24 protein-coding genes and 1 tRNA gene are annotated in these 23,159 nt (G+C 55.6%); 12 read left to right on the forward strand and 13 right to left on the reverse strand.

Annotated elements, in window-relative coordinates; genetic code table 11:
- Window positions 1-158 precede the first annotated feature (158 nt).
- Both GOW40_RS21295 and GOW40_RS21300 read right to left on the reverse strand, forming a co-directional pair.
- Entirely contained in the window at window positions 159-986 is an 828-nt protein-coding gene (locus tag GOW40_RS21295) for a cytochrome c (RefSeq protein ID WP_171133785.1), read from the reverse strand.
- Window positions 987-1,080: 94 nt separating this feature from the next.
- On the reverse strand, window positions 1,081-1,545 hold the full coding sequence (locus tag GOW40_RS21300) for a cytochrome c (protein WP_254444539.1): 465 nt from the start codon (window positions 1,543-1,545) through the stop codon (window positions 1,081-1,083).
- A gap of 88 nt (window positions 1,546-1,633) precedes the next feature.
- On the opposite strand from GOW40_RS21300, the gene GOW40_RS21305 reads away from it, so the two are divergent.
- Entirely contained in the window at window positions 1,634-2,479 is an 846-nt protein-coding gene (locus tag GOW40_RS21305) for a LysR family transcriptional regulator (RefSeq protein WP_171133787.1), read from the forward strand.
- 163 nt (window positions 2,480-2,642) lie between these two features.
- Here GOW40_RS21305 and GOW40_RS21310 read toward each other — a convergent pair whose 3' ends face one another.
- Both GOW40_RS21310 and GOW40_RS21315 read right to left on the reverse strand, forming a co-directional pair.
- A complete protein-coding gene (locus tag GOW40_RS21310; RefSeq protein ID WP_171133788.1) occupies window positions 2,643-4,385 on the reverse strand; it encodes an adenylate/guanylate cyclase domain-containing protein in 1,743 nt (580 codons plus the stop codon).
- Between the two features lie 254 nt (window positions 4,386-4,639).
- Complete coding sequence (locus GOW40_RS21315) at window positions 4,640-5,518, reverse strand: LysR family transcriptional regulator (protein ID WP_171133789.1); 879 nt, start codon at window positions 5,516-5,518, stop codon at window positions 4,640-4,642.
- A gap of 163 nt (window positions 5,519-5,681) precedes the next feature.
- Between GOW40_RS21315 and GOW40_RS21320 the strand changes: the two genes are divergently transcribed.
- Window positions 5,682-5,945: a DUF4242 domain-containing protein gene (locus tag GOW40_RS21320; protein WP_171133790.1), complete on the forward strand. Its 264-nt coding sequence runs from the start codon at window positions 5,682-5,684 to the stop codon at window positions 5,943-5,945.
- A gap of 269 nt (window positions 5,946-6,214) precedes the next feature.
- Here GOW40_RS21320 and GOW40_RS21325 read toward each other — a convergent pair whose 3' ends face one another.
- Window positions 6,215-7,015: a glutathione S-transferase family protein gene (locus GOW40_RS21325; RefSeq protein WP_171133791.1), complete on the reverse strand. Its 801-nt coding sequence runs from the start codon at window positions 7,013-7,015 to the stop codon at window positions 6,215-6,217.
- A gap of 4 nt (window positions 7,016-7,019) precedes the next feature.
- Window positions 7,020-7,463: a cupin domain-containing protein gene (locus tag GOW40_RS21330; RefSeq protein ID WP_171133792.1), complete on the reverse strand. Its 444-nt coding sequence runs from the start codon at window positions 7,461-7,463 to the stop codon at window positions 7,020-7,022.
- Window positions 7,464-7,575: 112 nt separating this feature from the next.
- Here GOW40_RS21330 and GOW40_RS21335 point away from each other — a divergent pair, with 112 nt between their 5' ends.
- Complete coding sequence (locus tag GOW40_RS21335) at window positions 7,576-8,508, forward strand: LysR family transcriptional regulator (protein ID WP_171133793.1); 933 nt, start codon at window positions 7,576-7,578, stop codon at window positions 8,506-8,508.
- 10 nt (window positions 8,509-8,518) lie between these two features.
- Here the strand turns inward: GOW40_RS21335 and GOW40_RS21340 are convergent, their stop codons facing one another.
- On the reverse strand, window positions 8,519-9,586 hold the full coding sequence (locus tag GOW40_RS21340; protein WP_171231154.1) for an AraC family transcriptional regulator: 1,068 nt from the start codon (window positions 9,584-9,586) through the stop codon (window positions 8,519-8,521).
- Between the two features lie 76 nt (window positions 9,587-9,662).
- Here GOW40_RS21340 and GOW40_RS21345 point away from each other — a divergent pair, with 76 nt between their 5' ends.
- The 4 genes from GOW40_RS21345 (at window position 9,663) to GOW40_RS21360 (ending at window position 14,315) form a co-directional block, all read left to right on the forward strand.
- On the forward strand, window positions 9,663-11,060 hold the full coding sequence (locus GOW40_RS21345; RefSeq protein ID WP_171133795.1) for an amidohydrolase family protein: 1,398 nt from the start codon (window positions 9,663-9,665) through the stop codon (window positions 11,058-11,060).
- An 86-nt stretch (window positions 11,061-11,146) separates the two neighbouring features.
- Window positions 11,147-11,851, forward strand: a complete 705-nt coding sequence (locus GOW40_RS21350; protein WP_254444540.1) for a DUF3299 domain-containing protein — start codon at window positions 11,147-11,149, stop codon at window positions 11,849-11,851.
- Window positions 11,848-13,026, forward strand: a complete 1,179-nt coding sequence (locus GOW40_RS21355; RefSeq protein WP_171136786.1) for a carbohydrate porin — start codon at window positions 11,848-11,850, stop codon at window positions 13,024-13,026. The genes GOW40_RS21350 and GOW40_RS21355 overlap by 4 nt, the downstream gene beginning before the upstream one ends.
- 47 nt (window positions 13,027-13,073) lie before the next feature.
- A complete protein-coding gene (locus GOW40_RS21360) occupies window positions 13,074-14,315 on the forward strand; it encodes a membrane dipeptidase (RefSeq protein WP_171133798.1) in 1,242 nt (413 codons plus the stop codon).
- 267 nt (window positions 14,316-14,582) lie between these two features.
- Here GOW40_RS21360 and GOW40_RS21365 read toward each other — a convergent pair.
- Window positions 14,583-14,658: transfer RNA gene (locus GOW40_RS21365), tRNA-Val, on the reverse strand.
- Window positions 14,659-14,743: 85 nt separating this feature from the next.
- Entirely contained in the window at window positions 14,744-15,997 is a 1,254-nt protein-coding gene (locus tag GOW40_RS21370) for an aminotransferase class V-fold PLP-dependent enzyme (RefSeq protein ID WP_171133803.1), read from the reverse strand.
- 180 nt (window positions 15,998-16,177) lie between these two features.
- Here GOW40_RS21370 and modA point away from each other — a divergent pair, with 180 nt between their 5' ends.
- The 4 genes from modA to GOW40_RS21390 are packed head-to-tail and all read left to right on the forward strand — an operon-like array spanning window position 16,178 to window position 19,255.
- Entirely contained in the window at window positions 16,178-16,948 is a 771-nt protein-coding gene (gene modA, locus GOW40_RS21375; RefSeq protein WP_171133804.1) for a molybdate ABC transporter substrate-binding protein, read from the forward strand.
- A 3-nt stretch (window positions 16,949-16,951) separates the two neighbouring features.
- Window positions 16,952-17,644, forward strand: coding sequence for a molybdate ABC transporter permease subunit (gene modB / locus GOW40_RS21380; protein WP_171103958.1), 693 nt, complete (start codon window positions 16,952-16,954; stop codon window positions 17,642-17,644).
- On the forward strand, window positions 17,641-18,735 hold the full coding sequence (gene modC / locus GOW40_RS21385; protein WP_171133805.1) for a molybdenum ABC transporter ATP-binding protein: 1,095 nt from the start codon (window positions 17,641-17,643) through the stop codon (window positions 18,733-18,735). Before modB ends, modC begins: the two co-directional genes overlap by 4 nt.
- A 28-nt stretch (window positions 18,736-18,763) precedes the next feature.
- Window positions 18,764-19,255, forward strand: a complete 492-nt coding sequence (locus tag GOW40_RS21390) for a hypothetical protein (RefSeq protein WP_254444541.1) — start codon at window positions 18,764-18,766, stop codon at window positions 19,253-19,255.
- Between the two features lie 3 nt (window positions 19,256-19,258).
- Here GOW40_RS21390 and hemF read toward each other — a convergent pair whose 3' ends face one another.
- The 4 genes from hemF to clpS are packed head-to-tail and all read right to left on the reverse strand — an operon-like array spanning window position 19,259 to window position 22,330.
- Window positions 19,259-20,143 (reverse strand): oxygen-dependent coproporphyrinogen oxidase, encoded by an 885-nt coding sequence (hemF, locus tag GOW40_RS21395; protein WP_171133806.1) that lies wholly within the window; start codon window positions 20,141-20,143, stop codon window positions 19,259-19,261.
- Window positions 20,144-20,148: 5 nt separating this feature from the next.
- Window positions 20,149-20,949, reverse strand: coding sequence for an SDR family NAD(P)-dependent oxidoreductase (locus GOW40_RS21400; RefSeq protein ID WP_171133807.1), 801 nt, complete (start codon window positions 20,947-20,949; stop codon window positions 20,149-20,151).
- 37 nt (window positions 20,950-20,986) lie between these two features.
- A complete protein-coding gene (locus GOW40_RS21405; RefSeq protein ID WP_171133808.1) occupies window positions 20,987-21,952 on the reverse strand; it encodes a class I SAM-dependent methyltransferase in 966 nt (321 codons plus the stop codon).
- A 36-nt stretch (window positions 21,953-21,988) separates the two neighbouring features.
- Window positions 21,989-22,330: an ATP-dependent Clp protease adapter ClpS gene (gene clpS, locus GOW40_RS21410; protein WP_171103969.1), complete on the reverse strand. Its 342-nt coding sequence runs from the start codon at window positions 22,328-22,330 to the stop codon at window positions 21,989-21,991.
- A 92-nt stretch (window positions 22,331-22,422) separates the two neighbouring features.
- On the opposite strand from clpS, the gene GOW40_RS21415 reads away from it, so the two are divergent.
- Window positions 22,423-23,124, forward strand: coding sequence for an HAD family hydrolase (locus tag GOW40_RS21415; protein ID WP_171133809.1), 702 nt, complete (start codon window positions 22,423-22,425; stop codon window positions 23,122-23,124).
- Window positions 23,125-23,159: the final 35 nt, after the last annotated feature.

Below are 23,159 nucleotides of genomic sequence, written 5' to 3' on the forward strand. Positions count from 1 at the left end.
TCGTCAGGCTCATAACCTGAAGGTCAGAGGCTCAAATCCTACGCCCGCGACCAGCGACACAGAACGTCCGTAGCGACAACGCTGCGGGCGTTCTGCTTTGTCTCAAGCGACGAAGGACCCGGCAGTTCTAGTCCCCACAGCATAGCGCCAAATGACTGTTACTTGGATGGAAGCCCCGTCGACGAAACAGGAATAGCTTTGAGATAGGCAGCAATCGCCAAACGGTCCTCATCCGTGAGGCGCGATGTGTTCTCGATGACGTCCACCATCTCACCACCCGCGCTGTCATAATCCGGAGTGAAGCCGGATTTCAGATACTCGGCAATGTCTGCCTCAGACCAATCAAGTTGGTCTACGGTCAGGCCGGGGATACGCCCCTTTCCGCTGGGGTTTGGCGCTCCCGTCAACCAGAGATCGCGTTGCATGCCCCCTAAGCCGTTGCGTGGCGTATGGCACTCGGCGCAGTGGCCAAGAGCCTCCACTAAGTACCGGCCATGTCGTTGTTGGTCGGTTAGATCCCCATCGAGCACCCAACCTGGCGACATGAACAAGAGCTTCCATCCCCCCAGTCCGCGTCGAATGTTGAAGGGAAAGCGAACCTCATGCACCTCGCTTTCGGTTGCGACCGCTGGAAGCGTGCCGAGGAATGCGTGAAGCGAAACAACGTCTTCGACTGACATGTTGGCATAAGATGTATAGGGAAACGCAGGAAAATAGTGCTGCCCTTCTGGTCCGGTCCCATGGATCAGAGCATTGGCCAAGTCAAGGGCAGACCAGGACCCAATACCAACTTCTGGGTGACTGGAAATGTTGGGGGCAATGAACGTGCCGAATTCCGTCTCAAACCGTCGACCACCGGAGAGCATGAGCTTTTCTTCACCAACCGCATCCGGCGGTGAGTGACAGGATGCGCATCCTGCGGCGTGGAACACGATTTCACCTCTGGCAAGATCTGGGTTCAAACCGTCAAGTTGAGATTGATCCATTCTTTGTGGCCGGGTCAGCACCAAACCGGCCAACCCAACCAAAAGTGCAATGAAAGCAGTGAAAAGGAAAAACCGCTTCACAGCTTTCTACCATTTAGTTTTTCGGTGCTCTGTAGGCTTTGTGACATGCCGAACAGCTTCCGCCCAGATCGCCCATAGCCGCTTTCAGGGCATCAAGATCTTGGCCAGCCGCAGCCTGCATCGCAACAGCGGCGTCTGCCATGGCCTGCCCTTTTGCACCAACGTCAGGGAAGTTTTCCCAGATCGCAGGTAGCGCTCGAGACGACGGATCGGACACATTGTCAGATCCCTGTGGCCACATTGCGGATTGGTCGATCTGCGTTAGCACCACAAGGTTGTTTGCAGCCCGTGTTGCGGCCTCGGCATCATAGTCCACCTCGCCTTTGGCCATGCCACCAAGGGTACCAAGATTGAAGGCATAGAGCTGCATGATTGAGGTTCGAGCTTTCACAGCCGGGTTTTCACTTTCGTGGGCGATAGCTGTGCCAATTGCGGCCAATGACAAAAGACCCGCCGCGAAGATTGAGAACTGCTTCATCATGATGTGTCTCCCTGTTCAATGCCCGAACCTTATCTTGAACGAATTTTCTTGTAATTGTTTATTATTGGGCGTCTCCTGTTAATTTATGAACAACGAAAACTGGGACGACATTCGATACGCACTGGCGGTAAGCAAATACGGCTCACTTAATGCAGCCGCAGCGGCCATGGGCGTCACGCACGCCACCGTCTTGCGCAGGGTGGCCGCATTCGAGGAGAGAAATGGTTGCCGGATTTTCCAAAAAAGTTCGTCAGGTTATTCCGTTCTCCCTGAAGCCAGTGCGATCTTTTCGGCCATGGAAAGCGTTGAAGAGGCGGTACTTTCGGTGGAGCGGGCGGTTGTCGGAGCAAATCGTTCCCCAAAGGGTCACGTGCGTATTACATCGACCGACAGTCTTTGTCAGATTGTTCTCCCTAGAATACTCAACGAAATCTCACTTCTCTACCCCGGCCTGAAACTGACTTTGCTAAGCGGAAACAGTCACCATGATTTGTCTCGGTTGAGTGCAGACATTGCCGTGCGGCCATCGATAAAGCTCGGAGATGGGCTAATCGGTGAGCGTGCAGGAACGCTGTCCTTCGGTGTCTTTGACGACGGTAGCCCCAATCGCAAGTGGATGAGGCTTGACGGAGCGCTGAGCCGTTCCCTCCCAGCAAAATGGCTCGCGGAGAATGTGGGCTCTGACGAAATGACCAACGGAGCAGACAGTTTTCTGGTGCTACAGCAGATGGCTGCCTCGGGAGCTGGTAAAACCTTTCTGCCCTCATTTTTTGGCGACGCGGATACTCGCCTCAAACGGACACAGGACTTGAATCCTAAGATCGAAGTTCCGTTGTGGGTCGCGACGTTAGAGGAAATCGCGCATACCCCAAGGTTTGCCGTTGTTCAGAAGGCATTAGTCGAACGCATATCTGACGCACTAGCTAAGTGATTTCATGCAACAGAGATTTTCGAGTTCTCACGTTTTTGACTTTCCAAATTCGCAAAGTTCATTTGGAAATGTTCGCTCCGGGCTGCGACCTGCCGAAAAAAAGGGGCGCAGAGAAACGCGTAATTGAGGCCGCGGCGGTTGGACAAAAGAGCAAAACTCGGCGTCAGCCGGTCATACCTGCCGCCCTTAGGCCATTGGTGAGAAGTTTAAAATCATCCGGTCGCCGCCACATAGACCGAAACCCGCGTGCAAGGCTATCTAACGTGTCATCCTCAACCACGATACCTCGACTTGTGAACTCATCGTGACGTTCGATCACGAATTCTCGCAACGCATCGGCCGCGTCTTGCTCTCGTCCGAGCTGCGCGTAAGATGCGGTGACAAATGCGGCAGCCAGCGAGTTAAGCCGCGCTGCTCCCATTAGAAAACTAAGCGCTGCTTCATAGTTGCCGTTGAAAAACTCGACCTGCCCCATAATCCAGTCGATGGCAGGTGGATGCAGCGGATCCAGTCCCATAGCTTTCGAAACCACCTCGCGCGCCTTTTCGTGCTGGCCGAGTAGTAGGAAAGCATAACCACACCAGGCCATAGACTCCGCTTCACTTTCTATCATCGAAAGTGCCTTATTAAATTGCGCATCAGCCTCATCCCACAATCCGGCACAGAGATAAGCAAAACCAAGCTGGTCCTGAATGTAGACGTCGCGGTTATCGAGTGCCACGCCCTTTCGGGCTATTTTCAATGTGTGCGTGGGTGCATCAGCGTCCGCCAGCCCAAGCCACAGATCTATGACATATGTATCTGAGAGATACATATAAGATCGCGCGATAGAGGGATCGAGCGCGACCGCTCGTTCCAACAACGCTCTCGCCTTGGCCGTATCTCGGGCGTTCAGGCCGTCGCGTAACGCCTTGCCCTTAAGCATCAGCTCATAGGCCTTCATCTGATCCGTTGGTTTCTGTGTCGAACGGTCGACGACATCGTGCTGGACCCTGCCCGGCAACACTGCGACGATATTTCGGGCCACCTCGTCTTGAACCGCTAGAACATCTTCCAGTTCGTGGTCGTATCGATCCGACCAAAGTTGAGTGCCTGTACGGGCGTCAGCAAGTTGTACCGAGATTCTCACGCGACTGCCGGCCTTCCGCACGCTGCCTACAACCAGGTAATCTGCGCCGAGAGCTTCCGCGATTTTGGCCGGATCTTTGTCCTGTGTCCGGAACCTGAAAGACGCATTTCTGGAAACAACCTTGAGCGTCCGAAAACGCGATAAGCCCACAATAATGTCTTCCGAAATCCCGTCGCTAAAGAAGGCCTGTTCGGGGTCGTCGCTCATGTTGTGTAGTGGCAAGACCGCAATAGTGGCTTTTCCTGATGATTCAGGCCGAGGCGGTTCAGCGCAAACTGCGCTTGTCCCGCCAATGCGCCAAGCATGTACCGGTTCGGCAACGTTCTTCACCGTAAGCTTACCAGCATCCTCCCAAGCGACCGGTATACGGTTCCCGACCACACGATAAACATCTTCAGACACCAACACACCGCCTGGCGGGGCAAGCTGCTCCAACCTTGACGCAAGGTTCACACCGGAACCAAATACATCTCCGTCGCGCATGATAATGTCTCCAAGAGTGACACCGATGCGAAAGCGAAGTGGATCGGAGCCCACCACTGGCGAACTTTGCCACTCAACCGCGCAGGAAACAGCGTCGACAGCGCTGTCGAAGCTGGCGAGCAGACCGTCACCCATCTGTTTGACGATGCGACCGTGATGCCGACCGACAAGCGGAACAGCGGTTTTGTCAATGTGCGCTGAGAGGACTTCGAGCGTGCCTTTCTCGTCCCGCTCCATTCGGGCGGTAAAGCCGACAAGATCAGCAATCAGGATGGCTGCCAGCTTTCGCTCCACGTGTTGTCCTCCTTTTTGTTTCATACTGGTCGCTACGTGTTTAGACCATGCGAAAGTGCACAGGGTCGGTTTCTGCCCTTGCTTGAAGTCGGTTTCAGCGTTGGGAAACTATGCCATTCGTCTGCGCGAAAGGCTTGGAGGACAAACAGCCGAGTTGTCTTCGCCCTGAGTTGTGCCAGGTCCGCTTAGGGCTGCCATCAGCCATTCAAGCAATTCGTAGAGAATGACCACTTCGCGCCCAAAACCGAAGTTTCTTATCCCGGCCATGCAAAGGTCTGCGAAGACCTCATCAGCGCATCAAGTGCCGGCGAGTGTTTTCGGCCAGGGACTGTAAAGGCCGCGATCGTTCTTGAAACTTCTGGCTCCACAAGCGGGCGCTGCAACAAGCCTGACAGAGTAACCGAGTACTCTGGCATGAAAGCAAAACCAATGCCTGCAGCAACCATTGCTTGTACCCAATCTTCGCGCTCAGAACGGAAACGAGCGTACAGCTCCACACCTTTTGACTGACAAACGGACATTACCATCTCGCGCAACTCACAAGCCAAGCGATCTACGTAGTTTTCTCGAGATAGATCTTGAAGCGAGACTGAATTTAGCCGTCCAAGGCGGTGCTCGGGCGGAAAAACAACCACATATCTTTCGACATAAAGTGGTCTTGCCCGAAACTCTTCTTCCAGTTCTTCAGTCAGTGTCATCAAAGCGACATCGATATCACCATCAGAAAGCTTTTTCCTGAGATCCGACGCGCTTGCTTCATTGACTGACAACTCCAAGCCGCTGTGGTTTTTTTCGAATTGAGCCAGAAACCGTGCAAGGCGAACGTGACCAATTGTTGAAAGGACACCTAAGCGCAACGGCACCTTTTCGAGCAAACGAAAATTCTGAGCCAGCGCTTGAGTGGCTGCTGCTTCGTCAACGATGTGCTGTAGATGCGGCAGCATTGACTTTCCAAAGTCGCTGACCAATATTTTCCGGCCTTCCCGGTGAAAAACCTGTGCGCCAAGTTCGGTCTCTAGTGACTTGACGCCCTTGGTAAGTGCCGGTTGGCTCACATTGCATTCTGCGGCAGCTTTGGTGAAATTCAGATGCTTTGCGGCAGATAAGACATATCTAATCTGAGACATCTCCATATTGGGGCACCTCGTCACTGATAGCGAAAAACAATCTTAACGCAGGATACACCGTTTTTTCCAAACCTGGAGTTATTAACTCATAAGGTATCGATAGTTCCCCGAGCCAACGTTCCATAGTGTAATCGATGCACCGGTTTTGATTATTCCGAAAGGGAGCGAAATGTCTGTTTTTATGGTCGAAAGAAACCTCGAGGGTATCAGTATGGATGACTTGGGTGCTGCTCAAAAAGCCGCGATAGCAACAGCACAGAAAATGACAGCAGATGGCGACAAGATCAGCTATGTTCGTTCAACATTTGCTCCCGAAGACGGGCGCTGCATGTGCTTGTTTGATGGTGAAAGCGCCGATCAAGTTCGTCGATTAAACGATACCGCCGGACTTCCTTACGACAAGGTCGTGGCGGCAATGGATCTTACCCCGTGACGACTTCTGAGCTTTAGTGTTGTGATGGGACCCTGAGTGTATGCTCCAGGGCCCTCAGCACTGGTTGAACAGGTTGCAGGGAAATGCAGGTTCGTCCGCATTTCGGGCCTTGCGAATCTAAGTATCGGATGACCGCTTTGGGCCGTGTGCGACTGTGAAACGGATCGCCGATGGGTGTCTGCCGCACCGCATCCGAAGGCAGCACTGAGCCCATTTTGTCCGATGCTGCGCGGCGCGTAGGTGTCCGGTGTTGGCTATCTACCCCATGGTCAGGCGACAAGCCCCAACTCTTTGTCGGTGGCTGTAATCGCATACTTTTTCCTTGGCGGCATGGGTCTTGATTGCCAAGGTGGTTCGAAGGTGAAACTTGAAACGCTGCGGCCGTCAGGTAGGGCACCGTTTCCGGCCCCTAGCGCGTAGTCGTAGTAGAGTTTGACGATTTCTTCCTCGGTTACCTGTGCGGTTGACGGATGTGCCATGCATGCGTCACGCCACATCCGCACCCGGTCATACTCTTTGCCCTCGGGAAGGCTAAACCCTTCGTAGTAGTCAAGGAACCAAAACCGCTTGAACATAGGGGTAAAAACAGCCTCTGCCAAACCGAAGTCCTCGAACAAGAATGGGCCAGTCGGATTGTGATGACCCAGGAAATCATCAAGGTCTCGATAAAGCGCCAGGAGCTTATTCAAATGCTCATCTCGGTGGGCCTGATCCTGATTCATGACAAAGAGGTAGCCTGCCATTGTGAAGGGTCCTTCGCGGGCAATCAGCATCGACTCAATGGCGTGCTCGACAGGATCACTGCGGCGCAATGGTGCCCCCGGCAGAGCCTCATCAAGATAGCGCAGTATCACGAGGCTTTCTTTCAATATACGACCGTCGCTGGTTTCTAGCACCGGCAAGGCTGTCGTCCCTCGGGTCTTGGCTAGCAATTCAGGGTCGCGCGGCTTGGTGATGTCTACGACACGAAATTCTACGGCATCCGTTAGTCCGCGCAGCGCCAGTAGGATTTCCAGTCGCTGCGAGAAGGGACAGACGGGGATATGATAGACGATGTGTTTCTTAGTCATGTGTTCAATCCAATGGTGGGCCGGTGAAGGCCATGTTGTGCCGTTTGGCGCTCTCCTCAATGTCGGGCATGTCTTCTGGGATACGGCACTGACCGGCTGCCATGTCGGAAAAGAAACCTTCGAATCCGCCGGGCGTCAGGATCACGAGATGGCGGCACGGTTCGTCGTCTGTCACTTTGAATGTATGTTCTTTGCCTCGTGGGATGAATACGCTTTCGCCGGCCCCTGCGGAAAACTCCTCGCCTTCCAACCAGAACCTGCATGTGCCGGTCAGGATTACAAAGATTTCGTCTTCGTTTTGATGCACATGGCGTGGGGGGCCGCTACCAGCAGGGGACCAGCTGTCCACAATGGACATAGCACCGCCCGTCTGTTCTGGGCTGAGGATGGTTTTGTATTTTACACCGAGCCATTCGATGGCTCCGTCGATTTGGTCCAGGTCTTTCATCGTTTCTCTCCATTAGCATCGGATTGAAACGAAAGCGCTTCCGTTGACAGAAGCCTATCCGAAGGCCAACCTATCAGGCAAACCGCAATATCTAATATAGGATATCGGCCAAGTGAATTTCGCCACACTGGACCTCAATCTTTTACGCGTGTTGGACGCCCTCTTTTACGAAGGCTCAACCGTCAAGGCGGCTGACACGCTCGCCATGTCGCAATCCGCAGTCTCGGGTGCATTGTCGCGTCTACGTCATGCCTTGGACGATCCCCTTTTTGTCCGGCAGGGAAACCGTTTGGTTGCCACTGATTATGCCGCCAGGATTGAATCCGGTTTGCGCGAAGAACTCGAACGTCTTGAGGCTTTGCTAGCTCCACCAGCAACCTTTGATCCGCAAACCGCTGAAGGCACTTTCCGGATCGCCGCCAGCGATTTCTTCGCAGAACTCCTGATGCCGCCTTTGGCTGATCTTTTGCAAAAATCGGCGCCCAATCTACGAGCGCAGTTGGTTGATCTGGTTCCAAATGACTATGTGGCCAGCCTTGAACAACGCAACGCTGACATTGCGCTGATCCCGGATTTGCTTCTGCCGGACTGGGTCAATCGGCAGCCACTCTTCAATTCGCCGTTCCACGTGATAGCTCGCAAGAAAAATCCAATGCTTGAGGGGCTTCAGGAAGGGACGCAAATGCACATGGATACGTTCTGCGCACTGCACCACGTCTTGTTCTCCCCTGAAGGGAACCTGGCTGCAATGGGTGATGCTGCTCTTAATCGCGTCGGAAAGCAGCGACAAGTTGCTATGACAGTGCCCGTCTTTAGTGGCGTTTGCCGCGCGGTGAGCGAAAGCGACCTCATCGCGCTTGTACCCGCGCAGCTTGCAATGAAGGTGGCCAAGACATTCGAACTAAAGGTGTTCGAACCTCCGATGCATATTGAACCAGCGTTGATCATCGGCATCTGGCACAAGCGTTCCGACAATGCCCCGATGGCGGCCTGGATGCGTAGCCAAGTCTTCGAATTGTTGAAGGCGTTGGACTTAGACAGTTAGTTTAACTGCCCTACCCACCAAGACGGAACTTAGTCGGTGTCATTCCGGTTTGACCTCGGAAAAAGCGGGTGAAATGGGACTTGTCGGAATAGCCGAGCATCAGTCCGATCTGTGCAATTGTCATCTGGTTCTGTTTGAGGTGCTCTTTGGCGAGGTCCACGCGCAACCGTTTGATTTCGCGGGGCAGCGTTGTGCCGTGTTGCTGAAGCGCCTTCAGAAATCGATCCGTTTGTATGCCCAGCAATCCGGCCACCACCTCTGGTCCCAATTCGGTTTCATCCAATTTGTCGCGCAGGACAGATCGTAGAGCGGCCACCACGGTTACTTCTTCATCCTGTCGAGGCGTACTTATGGGCTTGGCAGAGCCTTCGGAGGCATGGTGCAAATACAGCCATTCCACAGGAAAACTGATTTGCATTCCTGGATCGGTTCCCAGGCCAACCTCGATACCTTTGTATCCGATCGGCAGACCATTGATATATCTGCTTTCCCATCGCACATGGGAAGCATCCCAAGAATTTCCGACGACGGTCTGCAATAGGCGCACATAGATTGCGGCGCCAAAGCCGGTCACCTGTATGGGTGGGACAGCTGGCTCCTGTTGCCTGTCTATTCGATACGTCGCTTTGTCTGCTTCGATGACAAGGCTGTGCCGCACAGAATTAGACTCTCGCGGTACAAGCCCCACGAAACGGGCAAAAAACTCGAACAGCGAGTTTGTTGATCGCAGGGCCTGAGCGAACGGTGGCCATCCCTCTAGGTCGAATGTCTCACCGACCCTCAGTCCAAGGTATCGATCGCCTGAAACTTCAGAGAATGCATTCACCAAGCCGTATACCAACTCTGAGTGCACGAACACAGATGGGTCAGACAACAGTTCGGCCTTCAAACCGACCTGATCCAAGGCAGGTTGCGGGCTGATCCCTCGGTCGATGAGATATTGCAGAAATGGCGCCGCTAAAGAGAGACGAATGAAACCTTCGCTATGCTCTGAAGCGATAGAGTTGAACGGCAAGCTCGTCACCCTTGTCTGAACTTCGGTTATCCGGTGGCCACTTTTTTGGTCACATTCGAACATTCTAATTCAAAACAGGCAACCAATCCAAAGCTTTTCGGACTACAATTTTCAAAACACGAATATGAAGGGAGTACCTATGTCTGTTCTACAAATGTCCCTTTGCTCGACGATTATCGTCGCTGCGGGTCTTTCTTTTGCAGCGTCTGCGCTGGCTCAGGATCAGGAAGAACCCCAAACACTGTTTACCAACGTGCATGTTTTTGATGGCGTAAATGAACAGCGTATCGAGAACGCCAGCGTATTGGTCGAGGGCAATCTGATCAAGGTCGTTTCAACCGATGCGATTGATGCCCCCAATGCCACGGTCATAGACGGAGAGGGGCGGACATTGACCCCTGGGTTTATTGAACTGCACGCGCACCTCATGCTGATGGGGCCGACATTGCCATCGATGGAGGCGAACACAACTTGGGAAGACTTCGCCATTCATGGCGCGCGGATGGCCGAGATGTATTTGATGCAGGGCTTTACCACAGTCAGGGATGCAGGAGGGGCTAATGGTGGGCTGCGTCGCGCGATTGACTCGGGTCAGATTGACGGCCCACGTTACTTTCCATCTGGCGCATTTATAGGAACGCGAGGTGGTCACGCTGACTTCGCGAATTTCACTGCGCCACCGGGTTCAGAGACCAACATGAGCCGCCTGAACATGGCGCAGGAAGTCAGTGGTGTGGCTGATGTTTACAAGTTCGCCCGCAACAATTTCCGCATGGGCGCGACGCAGTTGAAATTCATGCAATCTGGGGGTGTCGTTTCGGCGTTCGACCCATGGCAATTGCTAGCTGGATCGCCCGAGGAAATCAGAGCCGCCGTTCAAGTGGCCAATGAGTATGGCAGCTATGTCATGGCGCATTCCTATCGCAAGGAAGCTATCCTGAGTGCGCTTGATGCAGGTGTTATGTCTATCGAACACGGCTTCTCGTTTGACTGTGAAATTGCACAAGTCATGAATGAAAAAGGGGCATACATTACCACCAACCTGACGGCCTTCGATCCTGGATTGCTAGACATTCCGGCAGTGGCAAATGTCCCGTCGAGCCTTGCTAAGGCAAAGTCCGCCTCGGCCACATTTGCAGGCTACATCGACAATATGAAGGAATGCCCAGTCAAACGAGGGTTTCAGACTGACTGTGTTGGTTCGGTCGAGGCTTGCAACATCCAGATTGCCTATGAGAAGCACCTGAACAATGAGTTTTTCGGACCCTACACGTCGTTGGTTACGCTGACATCGACGGGCGGCGAGGTGGTCGCTCTGTCAGGTGACTTTATGAACCCCTATACCGCTGGAAAGCTCGGCGTGATCGAGGAAGGCGCCTATGCCGACATCCTGCTGATAGACGGCAACCCGCTTGAAGACTTCTCGGTCGTTGGAACGGGTGATCAGTGGTTTGGTGCCGACCCGAGACCAGATAGCCCCGAAACGATCCGCCTGATCATGAAGGATGGTGTGATATACAAAAACACACTGGAGTGATCAGAAAAAGCAGTCGGAGAGCACATATGCGAAATTGGTTTTGCTCTGCAGTCTTCGCAGGATTGGTTTTGTGCGGTAACGCTGCCATGGCAGCGCCTGGAGCTGCGTTGGACTGGTCAGACCTGCCAGACCCATCCGCTCAGGTTTTTGAAGACCCTTACCGTGATCTCAGCCCGGAACAGCTCGATGATCTCCTGTATGTCGTACGACTGCGCGGAAGGCTGCAGGGGGATCGTGGCAGCGAAGAAGAACGGCAAAAATGGCAAGCGCTGTTGACCGATACTGAGGATGCCTTGGCAGTTGATGGAATTGATGTCGACTGGCTTCTGGATCAGCGCGAGGTCGTGACGGAACGCCGAAGAAAAGCGGGAACGCACGGAAATCCACAATTCGATGGTCAAACAGTCACACTCGCGGGCTTTGCCATTCCTGCCCCAAGTGATCTGGACGGTCGGCCTGTGGCGTATTTGGTGCCAGAACGAGGAATGTGCAGTCACATGCCGCCACCTCCACCCAACCAAATGATCCGTGTGCGGTTGAACGGGGACTGGACGCCCAGCTATGTCCACGAACCCGTTCGGCTGACAGGCAGGCTGACGATTGATCCTTCTGTTCAGAAAATGATGGTTGTGGATGGCCTCATGCCCATGAATGCGACGTTCCAGTTAGAGACGGAGCGGGTCGAAACTTTGGAATCCGAAGCAGACGGGTTGGAATGGAAGCAGCGTGCCGCTGATCGCATCCGGGCGGCGGGAAATCGCAAAACCGGCGGGGCAAAGGCGTCTGAATGATAAAGCTTCTCGTTGTCGCGTTAAGTATTGCCTTCGCTGGTGCAGCGTCGGCTCAGGGACTATCCGGGCCCTCGTCGGTCGAAGCTGATCTAGAGCCCGGAGACGGGTTGACCGATCCGCAATATCGTTCCGATTTTCCACGCAACATCGCACCGGATTGGTTTCAGTGGAAAGATCGACTGGCTGAGGGTGGTTTTCGGTTCAACATTGACTACCTGGCATTGGGCCAATCGACGAATGCTGATCTGGGAACCGGTGAAGCGGCCAGCGGGATTGCGCGTTTCTACGGAAGTTGGCAGGCAACTGAGCGGGGTTCCCTGACATTCAAGATCGAAGACCGGCACAGCTACACGGATGTTGCCCCGCAATTCCTTGGGCTGGATGGCGGAGCGCTTTCGATTACCGGGACGGCCTTCAACGATACTGGATTGCTACTGACCAATCTGTTCTGGACCCAACGGGCCGAGAACGGTTCGTGGACGCTGCAAGTCGGCCAGATTGATGTCACAGATTTCGTCGATATCTATGGGCTGGTAAGCCCCTACAGCGGGTTCCAAAACCTGTCTTTCAATACCAACCCGACACTTAATGCCCCCAATCCGGGCCTGGGCATTGCTGGTGGGTTAAAGCTGAGCGAAAACTTTTACGCGGTTGCGAGTGTTGCTGACGCAAATGCCGACCCGTCTGATCCAAACTTTGATGTGTTTAGCGACGGCAATCTCTTCAAATCGCTCGAGCTCGGCTACACCTCTGGTTTCGATCGTATCTATTTTGACAATATCCACCTGACGCTTTGGCATGCGGATGCGGCCGACGATGGCAGCCGAGCGGAAGACTACGGCGCTGCGGTTTCCGCCGCATGGTTTGTTGACAATAAATGGATGCCATTCTTTCGGGCAGGTGCCTCAAAGGGGACCGCAGCGCTCTATGATCGATCCGTTTCTGCCGGTCTTGGTTACTACGGTCGCAACACCGATTTGGCTGGGCTGGGCCTGAACTGGGCTGAGGCAAGAGGTATCGACGGAGATCAGTTCACGCTTGAAGCATTCTACCGATTTTCAATCTCACCCGGATTGCAGATCACACCATCAGTACAGTTCATTTCCGACCCGCTGCTGAATCCCGCCCAGGATAGCGTTACGCTGTTCGGTCTAAGAACGCGGATCGTTTTCTAGTGTGGATTACAAGTGGACGTTCAAATAATACCTTAGGAGGTCTTGTCATGAAGACTCTGTTGGCCATCAGCGCTATCGCGATCACCCTTGGTGGCGCGCTCCATGCGAGTGAAGAGAGCAAGACGTGGGATGCATCAGAAGAGGCGAAGCAGTTTGTTCAGGACACGATTGTCCTCGGCATGTTGGCTAGCCCCTACGGCACAGGCTGGACGGACTACGACCAGCTTCACACCTATTTTGAGCGTGCGCGGGACAACGGTATCACTGGGCATGAGATGACTCTGGCCGCAGCAGATATGTCTTTTGAAACCCTGCTAGAACAGCACTACCACTTCCGCGCGCCGATGGCGCAGCAACCGGAAAACTACCTGATCGTGAATGAAACCCGCGATATTGAGGCTGCCCACATACAGGGCAAGACGGCGGTCATCTGGAACAGCCAAACCGCCACGATCCTGAACGGCGATCTCAAAAAGATGGCATTGCTCAAGGATATGGGGATCAAGAGTATGATCCTGGCTTACAATGACATTTTCCGCACGGGTTCCGGGCAATTGGCGGCCTATAACGGGCGCGACATTGGTTTGACCCCTTGGGGCAAGTCGGTCATCGACGAAATGGTGCGTTTCGGCATCTTACTCGACCTGAGCCACACGGGCTCGAAAACGGCCAATGACGCCATGGACTACATGGATGAGAACTACCCCGGGGTGCCCTATGTCTACACGCACTCGGTTCCTGCAGGGTTGTACGCGAATGGGCCCAATGCGACGCCAAAAGGGTGTTATCGGGCCATTCCCGACGATGAGGCGCTGCGAGCGGCCAAGTCCGGTGGCTACGTTTCTCCTACGTTCACAGAATGGATGATGGACGGTGTCTGGCCCGAGGATATCTCGCCCAAGCAGGCCGCCGATATGATTGACTATTATGTCCAGCTTGTCGGCGTCGACCACGTTGGAATCGCAACGGATGACATGTTCTCAACCGAACTTGTCGTGCAGTTCGCTACTGCAAACGCAAGCATGTACGACGATGGCGGCTACATGATCGATGCATTCAACAAGGGGGCAACCGGTAATGGAGAACTTGCCAAAATCCTTGCAGCGATTACCGATGACCTTTGGGCGCGCGGCTATTCAAACGACGACCTTGCAAAGATCTATGGCGGCAACAAGATGCGGGTTTATGCGCAGGTTTGGGAGGGCAAGCCCCCCGAGCAATTTCTGCAAGAATACCCCGAGCGTTTACGTCTGCGGCAAGAACTTCGTGATGGATTCTATTCGCGCTGAGCTTTCAGGGGCTTACCCTAAGAAAACAGAGTCCGATCAGCGCCGCTGAAGCTCACATCTTAAAATTTTCTGCATTGTCCCAGCTCGTGAAATAGCGACCTGATCACGGGTTGATCGAAATCGGCAGGACGCTGTCCGAGTTGGGATTTGGCGTATGTCTCATTTGTTGGAGGTGTCTGTGCCCATCGATTCCGGCTGCCACAAAGCCACACGCATCACAACGATAGGTGCGAACCGGGCCAGACACTCTTACATCAAGGAAAAGGATGGTGGGTGATGAGAGACTCGAACTCCCGACATCTTCGGTGTAAACGAAGCGCTCTACCAACTGAGCTAATCACCCGTGAGGGGTCATTTAGCTAAGGGTTCCGGTGGGCGCAAGAGGGTTTCGTGGAATTTCTTTCTGAATTCGGCATCATTTTTCGGCGTCAATCAGTTATGGCGTTCATGGCCGCCAACAGCTGAGCCACTTCGTGCTGAGTGTTGTAATGGCAGAGTGAGATTCGGATGCAATCGGGCAATCCCAACGGGTCGAGGACATTGCCGCTGTAATGGTCGGCTTTACGGGTATGGGTCCGAATGCCCAGTTGGTTCAGTTTCGTGACCACGTCCGCCGACGCCATGCCTTTTACAGTTATCGAAACCAGGCCTTCGCGCGCCGGATTGTCGGTGCCAGCCAGAATCGAGACATGGTCCATCTCGCGCAGACCGGGAAGGTTGCCGGTGCCGTTGATCATGGCGTGCGTCAGATGTGTTTCATACACATGGATCGCAGCGCCAGCCGCGCGAATGCGTTCTGATCGATCTTCAGAGCCAGAGACCCGGCCGCCCAACCAGTCGAAATACGCGACCACATCCGACATTGTGGCATAGGCTCCGGTGTCGCGGGTGCCAAACTCCCAGCCCGAGGCCGGGGCGTTGATGAGCTGATCATGGGGCAGGGCGGTCAACCGATCCGAGATCCAGGCAATTCCGAAACCGTGCCGCGAAAACACCTTGTAGGGTGAGACGGCATAACCATCGATGTCATAGCTTGCGATATCGATCTGGCCGTGAGCGGCATGTTGGATGCCGTCCACGATGATGAAGCAGTCAGGCGAGACGGTGCGGATCGCGTGTGCGATGGCGGCGACATTCATACCCATTCCGGTCACAGGAGAGCCATGCAGGATCGTTGCCACCGCCACGTCGGGTGTCATCTGTTCCGCATAGGCCTCTGCCGTGACCATACCCGTCGCGTCATCATGTGGAACGTTGACATAGTTCAACCCGGCAATCTCGGCCCAGCGACGCGCAGCGCTACGGCTGGCGGGGTGTTCGATTGAACTGCCGATCACTTTCAAGCCTGACGGCGCGTTGACACAGGCAGTTCGGATCATGCGGAACAGCAACTCTGTCCCGCTTTCGCCCATGAAAAACTGCCCGCTTGGCGCGTTCATGAACGTCGCCATATCCGCCTTTGCGGTGTTGATGATATCCACCAGCGCATGGCTGGCCACATTGTCACGGCCCTGATTATCGGGGATCGCGGCAAACTTGGCCGAGGTTGCAGTGACCGAATTGAGTGTCAGCGCACCACCGGCATTTTCGAAAAAGATACGGGGGCCTTGAAACGGACAGCTGTCGACGTGGGCAAAACGGGCGCGGATGTCGTCGATAAGGCCGGGGGTCTGGTGCAGCATGAGGCGGGTCCTGTTTTGGCTCGGTGTAGGTTTGACAGGAAAAAGCGCGGGATCAATCCCAATTGCGACATGTCCGGTCGGCGATATGCGCCAATCGGTGGCAGCAAAGGGCCTTGCTTGTTCCCGGGTGCCTCCGATATGCCGTTGAGAACCGCAACCCTCTGAACCGGAGGCTCAAATATGACTGTCGCCCGACGCAGCCTGCTGATGGTCATGGCGCTGTGCGTCGTGCTGGCAGTGCCGGTTCGGGCGTCGGCGGAGGGTATTTTGATCTTTGCGGCCGCCAGCCTGAAAACCGCGTTGGACCAGATCGCTGCTGACTACTCAGATCAAACGGGAGGCGAGGTAACAGTTTCTTATGCGGCCTCTTCTGTTCTGGCGCGCCAGATTCAGTTGGGGGCTCCTGCGGATCTGTTTATCTCGGCCAATGTGCAATGGATGGATGTTTTGGTGCGGGACGGTCTGGTTGACGCGTCAAGCCGGGTTGATCTTCTGGGCAATCACCTGGTGCTGATCGGGGTGCCAGCGCAAGCAGAGGCCCAGATCGATGCTGCGCTGGACCTGAATGCGCGGCTGGACGGTGGCTTTTTGGCGATGGCGTTGGTCGATGCCGTTCCGGCAGGGATCTACGGGAAATCGGCACTGCAGGAACTGGGGCTTTGGGCTGATGTTGAGGGGCGTATTGCCCAGTCTGATAACGTTCGGGCGGCACTGGCACTGGTGGCCACCGGAGCCGCGCCCTTGGGCATTGTTTACGGGTCAGATGCTTTGGCGGAGAGCCGTGTTTCAGTGATCGGGGTATTCCCGTCTGACAGCCATCCGCCGATCATCTATCCGGCAGCTGCGACGCGTGACGCCGCCCCCCAAGCCTTTGCGTTTCTGACCTATTTGCAAACAGATACCGCGCGCGCGGTTTTTGAGGCGCAGGGCTTTACCCTGCCGCAGGGCTGAGCCATGGGGTGGCTGGGTCCTGCAGAGCTCGAAGCCCTGCGCTTGTCTCTGCGAGTGTCGATCTGGGCCACGCTGGTCAGCTTGCCTTTGGGTATTTTTGTCGCCTATGCGCTGGCTCGCTGGCGTTTTCCGGGGCGGCAGCTGTTGAACGGATTGGTGCATCTGCCGCTGATCCTGCCCCCTGTTGTCACTGGCTATCTGCTGTTGTTGACCTTTGGTATCCAAGGCCCGTTGGGGCGGTTTCTGGCCGAGTTCGGCATTGTGGTCGCCTTTAGGTGGACCGGGGCCGCTCTGGCCGCCGGGATCATGGCTTTTCCTTTGATGGTGCGCGCCATTCGGCTGTCGATCGAGGCGGTGGATCCAAAACTGGAACAGGCCGGGGCGACGTTGGGGGCTTCGCGCATGTTCGTGTTTGCCACTGTAACGCTCCCGCTGATCCTGCCGGGCATCATTGCAGGCGCAATTCTGGCTTTTGCCAAAGCAATGGGAGAGTTTGGCGCGACCATTACCTTTGTGTCGAACATTCCTGGCCAGACCCAGACATTGCCCTCGGCGGTCTATTCCTTTTTGCAGGTGCCGGGGGGCGAACCGGCGGCGCTGCGGCTGGTGATCATTTCGGTCATTGTCGCGATGACGGCGCTGCTGCTCTCGGAATATGTTGGGCGCCGAGTGGCGCGGCGGGTGGCCGGGACATGAGCCTTTCGGTCCGATTGCAGCAACAATTGCCCGGCATCGCGCTGGATCTGGAGTTTGAAGCCCCTCCGGGCGTGACAGTTCTGTTCGGGCGGTCAGGTGCGGGTAAGACCACAGTGATCAATGCGGTGGCAGGACTATTGCGGCCGCAGGCCGGGCGCGTGGCCGTCGACGATTGGGTTTTGTTCGATACCGATCAGGGCAGTTGGTTGCCGACCCATCGCAGGCGGCTTGGATACATCTTTCAGGAAGGTCGTTTGTTCCCGCACCTGAGCGTGCGCCAGAACCTGGCCTATGGTCGTTGGTTTGCACCGCGGGGCGCGCAGCGCGAAAGTCAAGACCGCGTGGTTGAGATGCTGGGGATCGGTCATCTCCTGAATCGCCGTCCGGCGATGCTGTCGGGCGGGGAAAAACAGCGGGTAGCCATTGGCCGAGCGCTGTTGGCCGCCCCGCGCCTGATCCTTGCCGATGAGCCGCTGGCTGCGTTGGATGAGGCCCGCAAGGCCGAGATCCTGCCCTATTTCGAACGCCTGCGCGACGAGGTGTCGGTGCCGATCCTCTATGTCACGCATTCCGCAGCCGAGGTGGCGCGGCTGGCAACCTCGGTCGTCGCACTGCAAGACGGCAAGGTCTTGCGCCATGGTCCTGCGTCGGACGTGCTGGCGGACCCGTCTGTGGCGCCTGCGGGTGTGCGCGCGGTGGGGGCGGTGTTGCAGGTGCAGGTGGCGCAGCATCACGCCGACGGGCTCACTGAACTGCGCGCAGGTGACGCGCGTCTTTTCCTGCCGCGCATTCCTCATCAGGTTGGAGAGCATTTGCGCATCCGCATCCCGGCGCAAGAGGTGATCCTGTCCAACAAACCTCCCGAGGGGCTATCAGCGCTCAACATTCTCTCGGGCACGGTCGAGGCGGTGCGTGCTGGTGAGGGACCAGGGGCAATTGTCTCGGTCAAGACCCCCGCAGGTGTTGTTTTGGCCCGGGTAACACGGCGTTCGGTCGAGGCCTTGGGCTTAGAACTGGGCCAGCCGTGCCATGCAGTGATCAAAACGGTGGCTTTGGCCCCGCAGGATGTCGGCGGGCGCGTTGCAACCTAGTTCCTGCGCCAGGGCTTCAAAGACAGCGATGGCAAACCTGCCGGAAAGCGCTAAGGTAGTGTCAGCGTCGCACAGCCGCATCCTTGCGGCCATTTTACAGCGAGGATTTTCTATGTGGGTCTCTAGACTGTTATTGGTATTGTGTCTTGGATTGACGCCCGGAATTGCGGCTGCCGTCGGATTTGGTATCAGCGTTAGACCGCAGTTCAGAACCGAGGTGACACCGCTGGATGGTGGAGTTTACGAGGTCAAAACATTTGGGAGCTCGGCACCCGTGGCCTATTGGTGCGGTATCGGTGACTATGCCATCAGAACGCTCAGAACCAAGTCAAGCCAACGCATTTATATAAGTCGTGAATATATCAAGGGCGCGCGGACAGTGCAGTTTTCATTCACACCGCCAGAAGGCGCCGATACCGGCAACAGTTATTCAGTCACGGTAAAGCGTGTTGGCGCCAATATGTCTGCAGGTACGGCGCAGGGGTACTGCTATGACAACTTCATCGATTTCGGGTTCTAGGCCCTAAACCCATTTGGCAAGGGGCGGCAGGCTCATGAGGACAGCGTCGGGATCGTGGCCCGTTTCAAGCCCGAATTTGGTCCCACGGTCGTAAACAAGGTTGTATTCGGCATAAAGTCCGCGATGAACCAGTTGTGTATCTTTTTCGTCGTCGCCAAAATCTTGAACGCGACGCTTTTCGACCAGTGGAACGAAAGCAGGTAAAAAGGCCCGTCCAATGTCTTGTGTCAGGGCAAAATCCGCCTGCCAATCACCGGTGCAATAATCATCCATGAAGATACCGCCCACGCCACGCGCGCGCTTGCGGTGGGGGATATAGAAATATTCATCCGCCCAAGCCTTCAGGCGAGGGTAGTGATCTGTGCCATGTGGATCCAGATGTGCCTTTTGCGTGGCGTGGAAATGCGCGGTGTCGTCGGCATATTCCAAACAGGGATTCAGATCGGACCCGCCGCCAAACCACCAGGCATGGGGCGTCCAGAACATGCGCGTGTTCATATGCACCGCAGGCACATGCGGGTTTTGCATATGCGCCACAAGACTGATGCCCGACGCCCAAAAGCGCGGGTCGTCTTTCATGCCGGGAATACCCTTGCGCGCGGCCATCGCGTTCTGGGCACGATCGCCCAGGGTGCCAAATACGGTCGAGACATTGACGCCGACTTTCTCGAACACGCGACCGCCACGCATGACCGACATCAGCCCGCCACCGGCATCCGATCCGTCCTCTGATTGGCGCTTGGTTTCCTTCACTTCGAACCTTCCCGGTTCGGCATCAGAAAACGGCCCGGTGTGGTGGTTGTCTTCTAGTGATTCAAACGCTGCGACGATGTCATCGCGCAATTGGCGGAACCAGGCAGAGGCTGTGGCTTTTTCGGTATCAAACATGGGGTTCAGTGTGCTGGTGCTGCGACAGGATCAAGCAGGGTTCGCCCGCCGTCAATGGTCAGGATCTGACCTGTGATAAAGCCCGCCGCGTCCGAGGCCAGGAATTGCGCTGTCTCTGTCAACTCATTCGGGGCGGCGATACGGGCCAGGGGTGTGTGTTTTTCAATGTCATCGCGAAAATCGCGGTTTTCCTTCAGGGTCGATTGCAGCGATGCGCTCATGACCGAGCCAAGCGCAATCGAATTGACGCGGATCCGGTTGGGTGCCAGCGCCACGGCCAGCGACCGGGTCATTTGATCAAGCGCAGCGGTCGACACGGAATAGGCCATCAGGTCGGGATGCGTGCGTCTTGCGGCAATAGACGAAAGGTTGATGATCGAACCTGCAGGGCCGTCACCGTCGTCGCCGGCTTGCTTGATCATGCGTTTGGAAACCAATTGGCTCAACCGCAAGGCAGGCATCAGGTTCTGGTTGAGCAAAGTGCGGACCGAGTCGTCATCGGTATCCAGCGGGTCGGACGGGATCACCTGACGAGCGCCGTTGACCAGAATGTCGACCTGATCGAACTCATCCAGGGTGGCCGAAAGCAAATTGGCGATCGTCAGTTTCTCGCGCAGGTCGCCCGCGAAATAGCGGATATTGCCGTCTTCGGCCTTGTCGCCCAGCTCTTCGCTCAGGCGTTTTTCGTCCATATCGGCAAACATGACATTTGCGCCTGCATCCGCAAAGTGTCGTCCGATGGCAAGACCGATACCATTGGCGCCACCTGTCACAATCGCGGTTTTGCCGGCTATGGAAAAGGACATCCGAATCCTCCTGAGTTGCGGAATAGGTTAGCGGCGCTTACCGCCGAGGGCGAGAGGCATGAAAGACCTTGAACCGATTGTCACCCGCGATCTCATCAACCTGCATGAACGCATCATTCAGCGTGGCCTCGTACGGCAGATGGCGATTGGCGACCATCCACAGCTGGCCGCTGCGGGTCAGGTTCCGCGCGGCTGAGGTGATAAAGCCCTGGCCAAGACCGGGATCCGCACTGCGCGAGGTATGAAAGGGCGGGTTCATAACCACGGTGTCAACGGGGTCGGGCGCCGTCCAGGTCACCGCGTCCGCCCAATGAAACTGCGCCTTGGCATCGGTCACATTGATCCGCGCACAGTCCAGCGCGGTGTGGTCAGCCTCGACCAGATGCAGGGTTGTCACTGCCGCATTCTGTGCGATCTGTGCAGACAGAAACCCCCAGCCCGCGCCCAGATCGGCGACGCGCGCGCCCAGTTTCTGGGGCAGATTGGTGGCCAAAAGGGCCGAGGCCGGGTCGATCCCGTCTGCTGAAAACACACCGGGCGCGGTGCGAAAGCCCTGCACTTCTTGCGATGCCGGGGCGGTCCAGTCTTTGAATGCGGTTTTATCGGTGGAGAACCAGAACATCTTGCCATGCGCCTTTGCGACCGGCCCCGAAACATCCACACGCTTGCGAATATCTTTCAGAAGGCTGTCCACGCCATCCGTCTTGGCGCCGTCTATGATCACCTGGCCGTCAGCGCGCGCGCAAGCCTGTTGCACCAAAGCACGGGCCAGAGCCTTGGCGCGCGGCAGGATCAAGATCACGTCCTGACAGGGTGTGTCGCTTTTCGGAACGGTTTCAAAACCTGCTGCAGCAAAGTGGTCGTGAAAAGGTTTGAACGGCTGAACAACCTGAGTGTCCCGAGGCAGAGCCGACAGATTGTGTTCAGGCGTCGCGCCGATCACCGAGATCGGCTGTGATAGAGAAAGGCCAGACTCCAATGCATAGCTGAGGCGGGAGGACATCGATATTTCCACACAAGAGTTTGGCGACGGCTGCGCCTACTCTTCACGCTCCATGGTGCATTGCAGGGGGTGTTGGTGCCGCCGGGCAAAGTCCATGACCTGACCCACCTTGGTCTCGGCAATCTCGTGGCTAAAGACACCAACGACCGCCACACCCTTCTTGTGAACCGTCAGCATAATCTCGAAAGCTTGTGCGTGGGTCATGCCAAAGAAACGTTCAAGCACGTGAACAACAAACTCCATCGGAGTATAATCGTCGTTCAAAAGCAATACCTTATACAATGGTGGACGCTTGGTCTTCGGGCGCGACTCGACCAGGATCGACGTGTCGCCATCGTCGTCCGATTTGTCAGACATCATCCAAGGAGTTTCGCGCATTGATCTTATAGGTCCGATTCAGTCTTCGGTTCGTATCCGGGCTTATATAACGTGCAGGTGGTCAGAGAAAAGAGGAACCGAACGGAATCAGCATGGATCAGAAGGTGACAACAATTGGTTTCGATGCAGATGACACGTTGTGGCACAACGAACGGTTCTTTCAACTGACACAGGCTCATTTTGCCGAACTGCTGAAGGATTATGCCGAACATGATCATCTGATGGAGCGATTGCTGGACGCTGAAAAGCGCAACATCAAGCGCTATGGCTATGGGATTAAAGGCTTTACCCTGTCGATGATCGAAACCGCGATTGAGGTCACGGACGACCGCGTTCCTGCGCGCGTCATTCGCTCTTTGATCGAAGCGGGGCAAGAGATGTTGGCCCATCCGATCGAGCTGTTGCCGCATGCGCGCGAGGCGGTCGAGGCCGTGGCACCTACTCATAACGTTGTTTTGGTGACAAAGGGTGATCTGCTGGATCAGGAACGCAAGCTGGCTCAATCGGGCTTGGGCGAGTTGTTTGACGCAGTAGAAATCGTTTCGGAAAAAACGCCGCAAACCTACCGCGATGTTTTCCAGAGACACGGGGATGGGCCGGCGGCCGCGATGATGGTTGGAAATTCAATGCGGTCGGATGTTGTTGCTTCGCTTGATGCCGGAAGTTGGGGTGTTCATGTCCCGCATGATCTGATGTGGGATATCGAGCATGCTGACACACCGTCGGAGCATCCGCGATATCGGGCACTTGAGGACCTGAGCGGACTTGCAGAACTGGTTCAGTCGCTTGGGTGATGTGGCCCATTGGTCGCAGGTTGGGAAAAAACTGT

The organism is Ruegeria sp. HKCCA6707 (genome assembly GCF_013033515.1).
Classification (GTDB): Bacteria; Pseudomonadota; Alphaproteobacteria; order Rhodobacterales; family Rhodobacteraceae; genus Ruegeria.